The 6,971-nt window shown below is 44.8% G+C and carries 6 protein-coding genes and 1 other RNA gene; 4 read left to right on the forward strand and 3 right to left on the reverse strand.

Going from position 1 to position 6,971, the window contains the following annotated elements:
• The 3 genes from RMO52_RS09050 to RMO52_RS09060 all read left to right on the forward strand — a co-directional run.
• Window positions 1-496 (forward strand): 2-phosphosulfolactate phosphatase (locus tag RMO52_RS09050; protein ID WP_310413123.1); only part of this gene is annotated, 496 nt, incomplete at its 5' end.
• 217 nt (window positions 497-713) lie between these two features.
• A complete protein-coding gene (locus tag RMO52_RS09055) occupies window positions 714-1,823 on the forward strand; it encodes a glycosyltransferase family 4 protein (protein ID WP_310413126.1) in 1,110 nt (369 codons plus the stop codon).
• 88 nt (window positions 1,824-1,911) lie between these two features.
• Window positions 1,912-3,165 (forward strand): lipid-A-disaccharide synthase-related protein, encoded by a 1,254-nt coding sequence (locus RMO52_RS09060; RefSeq protein ID WP_310413129.1) that lies wholly within the window; start codon window positions 1,912-1,914, stop codon window positions 3,163-3,165.
• Window positions 3,166-3,211: 46 nt separating this feature from the next.
• Here the strand turns inward: RMO52_RS09060 and RMO52_RS09065 are convergent, their stop codons facing one another.
• From RMO52_RS09065 to RMO52_RS09075, 3 genes are all read right to left on the reverse strand, one after another.
• Window positions 3,212-4,945: an ABC transporter ATP-binding protein gene (locus RMO52_RS09065; RefSeq protein WP_396134929.1), complete on the reverse strand. Its 1,734-nt coding sequence runs from the start codon at window positions 4,943-4,945 to the stop codon at window positions 3,212-3,214.
• A 72-nt stretch (window positions 4,946-5,017) separates the two neighbouring features.
• Window positions 5,018-5,245: a YgiT-type zinc finger protein gene (locus tag RMO52_RS09070; protein ID WP_310413132.1), complete on the reverse strand. Its 228-nt coding sequence runs from the start codon at window positions 5,243-5,245 to the stop codon at window positions 5,018-5,020.
• 51 nt (window positions 5,246-5,296) lie between these two features.
• Complete coding sequence (locus RMO52_RS09075) at window positions 5,297-6,571, reverse strand: lipid-A-disaccharide synthase-related protein (protein ID WP_310413135.1); 1,275 nt, start codon at window positions 6,569-6,571, stop codon at window positions 5,297-5,299.
• A gap of 165 nt (window positions 6,572-6,736) precedes the next feature.
• Here RMO52_RS09075 and ssrA point away from each other — a divergent pair.
• Window positions 6,737-6,971: a transfer-messenger RNA gene (ssrA, locus tag RMO52_RS09080) on the forward strand; the annotation flags it as partial.

The following is a 6,971-nucleotide window of genomic DNA, read 5'->3' on the forward strand; positions in this document are numbered from 1 at the left end:
TAATTCGCCGCTAGATTGTACGCCAGCGGTAGTGGGTGGCAAACGGTTATTTATCAGCACCACCAATGGTACCCGCACCTTGCAGCGCATCCAGGATGCCAAAATCGTCCTCGCCGCAGCTTTAGTCAATCGTCAAGCGATCGTGGATTATGTCATCACCCAGCAGCCGGAGACAGTCTGGATGGTAGGATCGGGATGGGAGGGCGATTATTCACTCGAAGATACCGTATGTGCGGGTGCGATCGCCGATAGTATCATTACTAAATTGAATGTACCCTTGTCGGATGTCGCTGGTAATGATGAACTAGTAGCCTCGATCGCGTTATACCGTCAGTGGAAAGACAATCTTTTAGACTTATTTTACCTCGCCAGTCACGGACAACGGTTGGTACGACTAGAATGCTTTGACGATCTCAAATTCTGTGCGACTCCAGATACTCTAGATATCATCCCAATTCAAACTAGCGTAGGCGTATTGCAAGCCCATTCGCACTAAGTCGATGGGAATTTACTAACAATTGTGATGCTACCTCCAATTAACCTGTAGGGGTGCCCCTTGCTTGCACTGAGCGTAGTCGAAGTGTGGGTACCCAAAGGTTTCAGCCGTAGCGATAAAATTTAAACACTGCCATCAAATAAACTATCGGTGATGCCCAGTCGATCTTGTCAGTATTTAAACCCTAGTTGGTGGGCAGTGCCCACCCTACATAAGTATGGTAAATGCCAAGCATTTGGTTTATATTTTACCCTATCTAAATCTGGGCGGTACGGAAAGACAGGCATTAAGTCTGATGAAAGAGTATCAACACCGCTATCGAGTAACATTGCTTGCGCCAACGGGTAAAGGGTTGCCACCTTTTTTAGAACAAAAACTCGATTACTGTGAATTTACAGCCTGGGAACGTAACTTTTTCAAAGGATTGCGAGAACTAATTGCGGGAATTAAAGCCGCTCAAAAACGTCAATCGATCGATCTGATCCACGTTCATGGCGCACACGAACTAATGATTCCCGTGCGGTTATTATTTCCCAAATTGCCGATTGTATTTACCGTACATGGCTATCATGGAGCCAGTGCAGATGTCAGCTATCGCTTAGCATGTTTATTTGCTAATCTCTGGGCAACTAAAGTAATTTCTGTCTGTCAAACAGAGTCCGACATTTTAGTCAAATTTGGCATGAATCCCGCCAAACTAGAGATGATTTATAACGGCGTACCGACACCAATACTCGATCGATCCAAATTCACATCTTTAGCCGAGCGATTCAATCTCGATCCTACCACCCAAACAATCATCGGTACGGCAGCTAGACTATCCGAAGCCAAAGGATTGACGTACTTATTACAAGCTTTTGCTAGAGTGGCACAAGGTAAACCAAATTTACGTCTGGTAATTGCCGGGGTAGGCGAATTAGAGCAACAGCTCAAGCAGCAAGCTCAAGATTTAGGAATTGCAGACAGGACAATTTTCACAGGTTATGTCAACGATTTACCTGAGCTAATGAGCTTATTTAACTTCTTTGTCTTGCCCTCGTTGCAAGAAGCCTGTAGTTTAGCTTGTGCTGAAGCAATGGCGCAACAAAAAGCCACCATCGGGACGACTATCGGCGGTATTGTCGAACAAATTGCCGATGGTAAAACAGGTTTTTTAATTCCGCCTAAAGATATAGACATGCTAGCTGAAAAAATGCAGTACCTGCTCGCTCGACCGGAATTAGTCGATGAATTTGCACTTAATGGCAGACAAAGATATGAAGAATATTTTGCACTCGATCGAATGCTAATCAAAACTGAAGACTTATACAATCAACTTTTAAATTAACTTTGATTTTGGTGCGTTACGCTGGCGCGATAACACACCCTACAATCTGAATTTTCTCTCTGCGTCCTCTGCGCCTCTGCGGTTAAATATGAACAGTTCGGATTCACCCCAACCACCAAAAAAAGTTTTATTTATCAGCAATGGACATGGCGAAGATCTCAACGCCATTCAAATAGTCAAAGCCTTACGCCAACAAATCCCAGATGTCAAAATCGGCGCAATGCCGATCGTCGGTTATGGTAATGCTTATCGTAACTTAAATATCGATATTATCGGCCCCACCGAAGCATTACCTTCAGGTGGTTTCGTCTATAACGACAGGTTTAAACTGCTAGAAGATATTCGATCGGGTTTATTTACCCTACTCTGGCGACAGGTTCAATCCATTCGTAAATATAGTCAAGATTGCGAAGCAGTTTTTGCAGTTGGCGATGTCGTCGTACTGCTGGGTGCCTACTTGACAGGCAAATCATACATCTCATTTATGGTATCGAGTTCGGCATATTATGAGAATAGAATGCAGTATCCGAAACTGACAGAATGGCTGCTAAAATCCGATCGCTGTCAGCAGATTTTTACACGCGATCGCTACACAGCCGAACTGTTAAATAAACAGGGTTATGACAAAGCGATATTTGTCGGCTTTCCAGCGATGGATGCTTTAGAAATTACGGGTAAAGACTTGCAATTATCGCCAGTACCACTAGTTGCCTTATTACCTGGAAGTAGATTGCCAGAAGCCGGAAATAATTTACAGCTACTTTTAGATCTGGCGATCGCAACTACACCATTATTTCCCAATGGGATTCAGTTTTGCGCCGCTGTCACGCCAAACTTATGTTTGCCAGATGCGACTGGTACGATCCCGCTCCAGCAGGTAGCAGCGGCAAGAGGGTGGGAATATCATCCGACAGGTTATTTGACTCATCCCGAGCATCAGATTAAGTTACGCTGCATTTACGACGCCTTTGCGGACATTTTACATCAGTGCGATCTTGTCGCGGGAATGGCTGGCACCGCGATCGAGCAAGCCGTCGGATTGGGTAAGCCCATTATTCAAATTCCTGGTGCTGGCCCTCAGTTTACCTATACATTTGCCGAAGCGCAAATGCGGCTATTAGGTTCCTCGATTCAAACCATCGGTACCAAACCAGCCACGGCGGAAACGATCGTTCAAGCGGCGCAAGCGATTCAGCGCACGTTGGGGAATGCAGAATACCTCCAACAATGTCGTGAAAATGGAATAGAGCGAATCGGCGGTGCGGGGGGTGGCGACGCAATGGCGCGGATTTTTGCCGATCGATTTTTAAAAACCGATTTATCCATAGGAAATAAAAATTAGGGGCAATCGATCGATTGCTTCTGCTTTGTAGCTCAAACAGATTGTCCTAAACTTCTTGACTGAATTGTCGAGCATAAAACTGAGCATAACGTCCAGATCGATCGAGTAGTTCGCTATGAGTTCCCGCTTCGATAATTTCACCATTCTCAATGACTAAAATCCGATCGGCTTTGCGGACTGTTGCCAAACGGTGAGCGATAATAAATACGGTACGATCGGCCATAATTCGTTCGAGTGCTTCTTGCACTAATGCTTCCGATTCGGAATCTAGCGCCGAAGTTGCTTCGTCGAGAATGAGAATGCGGGGGTTGAATAATACCGCTCTGGCGATCGCGATTCGTTGTTTTTGTCCGCCCGATAAAGTCGTCCCTTTTTCACCAACGTAAGTATAATAACCTTGCGAAAGTTGAGAGATAAATTGATGAGCATTAGCAATTTTAGCCGCCTCTTCGACATCTTTAATATCGAATTCTGTCTGTCCAAAAGCGATGTTCTGAGCGATATGTCCTGAGAGTAATACTGTATCCTGGGGGACGATGCCAATCTGACGGCGCAGACTTTTGAGCGTTACATCGCGAATATCAACACCGTCAATCGAGATGCTACCAGATGAGACATCATAAAAGCGATTTAACAAACTGAGAATTGTACTTTTCCCTGCGCCAGAAGCTCCGACAAGCGCAATCGTTTCTCCTGGTTTGATACTTAAGTCGAATGATTTGAGAATTGATTTATCGGGCGTATAACCAAAACTGACATGCTGATAATCAATCTTACCTGTAATGCGGGGTAACTCGATCGCGTTAGGCTTTTCGATAATTGTGATTGGAATATTGAACAAATCAAAGACGCGATCGATTGAGGCTTCTGCCTGTTTGATCTCATTATAATTACCTGTAGTAATCGAGATTGGATCGATCATTAAGGCGATTGCAGTTGCATAACCCACAAATTTGCCTCCAGTCAAGTTTCCTAGCGAAATTTGCCAACCAGCCAAGACAAATAAGAACAAAATACTTGCTGCTTGGATAAAGCCAATAATCGGATACTGAAAAGCTTTGAGGTTTTCAGTACTGTATTTTGCTTGACGATTTAGCTCGGCTTCTTGCCCAAATCGAAAATTAGCATAATCCTCGGCTGCGAAAGCTTGAATCGATCGCATGTTGCCAGTAAATTCAGTAACCAATGAAGATAAATCTGAAGTTCTGTTCTGACTGCGGAGGGAGAATTTACGGAGTTGTTCTCCAAACCAGCCTACTAAAATAGCAATCAGGGGTGCCATAATAAACACAGCGATCGTCAATTGCCAATTTACCCAAACTAGATATCCCAAAATTAGGATTAATTGCAGTACACAAGGGATAAATTGATGAAAAATTTTGTAGATAACTTCAGCGACTCGATCGATATCTTCAGTCAAGCGATAGGCTAAATCCCCAGTCTGCACGACCTGAGTATAAGCCGAACCTACTTTTAGTAAATGATTGTAAATTCGTTTGCGTAAATCTAAGGTGACGGAAAATGCGACCTTCGCCATCAAAGCATCTTGTCCGTATTGAGCAATGCCCCGAATTACAAATACCAATCCACCAATTAAGCTGAGTTTAATTAATAACTCAACATTTCCCGCACCTAAATATTTAGATATATCTCCTGCTAAATATGCCATCAATGGCGAGAAAAGACTAAATACAACAACGCAGAATAAGCCGATGCTAATCATCTGCCAATGAGGATTCAGATAGGGAAGAAGTTGCCAATAGTTAGAACGCTGTTTCAAAAGACTCACTCGATCGCTAAACGACCTAATTATAGACGGGATTGGGTTTTAGTTTGTTCGCAAGCTCCTAAACTAGTATGCGTAAACATCCATAGAAATTGTTTCGATCGGCTGAGAATTACTATGCAGCATCGATCTAATATGTTCTGTGGTCGCTCGGCTGAAGATCGCTTCTCCACAGTTAGAGCAAACTGTCGTAGGAATATTTGCCACAAGATGAAATTTGCCGTCAATTTGAAACACCTCGCTAATATTCTCGGCGTGAGACTTTCTCGAATTACAAATATGGCACTCAAACATTATGTTCTCCTGGTTTTGTAGTCAATCCATTTATTTTCATTTGGTTGTTAATTAATTCATGACTTCCATCAAACATTCAGCAATCCTGTGTGCGGCTCCAGGTTTACCCATCCGTAACAAACCATTCTGCGCGATCGATTGTAGTCGATCTGGCTGCTGCAATAGTTTCTGGATCTCCACTCCCACATCTTGCGGCTGAGATACTAAAATTACCGATTCACCCAATAGTCGCGTTTGCGCCTCGGCAAAACCTGGGGTAAACTGAGGGCCAGCACCAGGAATAGTAAAAGCAGGTTTCCCCAAACCGATGAATTGTTCCGTCGCCGTGCCCGCCATCGCGATCGCGCAGTCCCCTTTGTGCATAAACTGTGCATAAGCTTGAGTGCCGATGGCGATCGTGGCATTTTCGCGCTGATAATAAATTGCCCCCGCAGCGGGAATCAGCTCGGTTAGCTCCGCATCGGGATCGACAACTGGCAGCCAACCCGATCGACTGAGATCGCCCTGCAAGGTATCCAAATCTAGCGTCGGGACGATTGCAGCCAAACAGATGATCTGACGCTGCTTAAAGACCGAAATCAGACTAGTTACGGCGATAAGTACCTGCTCCCAATTGGCATAAGCCTCCGGCGGACGAGAACCAGGTAATAAGGTAACAATCAGCGGACGCGCTAGTTCGCGTTTGACCGATTGCGGCTGGTAAAATAGCGATCGGCTCGGCTCGGTGGCGACTCCATCCATCATCGGATTGCCCAGATCGAAAGCTGAGATTTGATGCTGTTGCAGAATTTCGGTAGTTAGCTTATCGCGGGGAAATACCGCCCGACACCTACTGCGACTCAACAACCACCGTTCCCACGGCAAGTAATAGGAGCCAGTTCTAACTTCGATCGAGTCGCGCTGTGATGGTAATATGTTCCCCTGACGATCGCGAATATAGTACTCCGATTTGGCCGTGCCGATAAAGGCATAATCCGCCCCACTCATCCAGGCAAATAATAGCGGCACGATATCGCCAACTGCCAGAATCGTACCCCCAGCTTGCGCCCAATTGCGAGCAGTCCGAATTTGCGCGATCGTCAATCCTACCAATCCCCCCTGAAGATCCCGCGCTAATTGCCGACTATCCTGATTGAGAAATCCTCCCGATGGCAGCGTTTGAACTTTACCCGCGATCGAGAAGTCATTATTACTATATGCCATGCCCACACCCACGATCGGCAAAGTAACTATTTCTGGCGGCTGGGCTAATTTTCGCAACTCTTGGAGCACTGGTAATGCGATCGCATCTTCACCATGTCCGTTGCTGATACAGAGTAATTTCATAAATTAGTGAATAGTGGATAGTGAATAGTGGATAGTAATAATAAATTAGATTCTGACACCCTAAATGCGCTTGCGCGTTACACTCCACAGCTATCCACTATTCACTATCCACTATCCACGCTCCCCTCCCCAAATCCCTAAAAGTACTATATAATGAAAGGACTCGGGGCTGTAAAGGTTTCGACGTGTTGGCGAAAGCTGCACTGTGATACAGGTCGAGAGTGAGTCACCTCTCGTTAATATCGGCTCAAATAAATATAGATGCAAACAACATTGTACCTTTCGCTCGTAAAGCAGCTCCTGTAGCCGCCTAAAAAAAACTTACGATTAATTTCTAAGTCGAGCATTTATAGTATGACTCCGTTAATTACTATAACTAAACCCTCAACGGATGCTCTAT

The sequence above is a fragment of the Chamaesiphon sp. OTE_8_metabat_110 genome (genome assembly GCF_031382685.1).
Classification (GTDB): Bacteria; Cyanobacteriota; Cyanobacteriia; order Cyanobacteriales; family Chamaesiphonaceae; genus Chamaesiphon.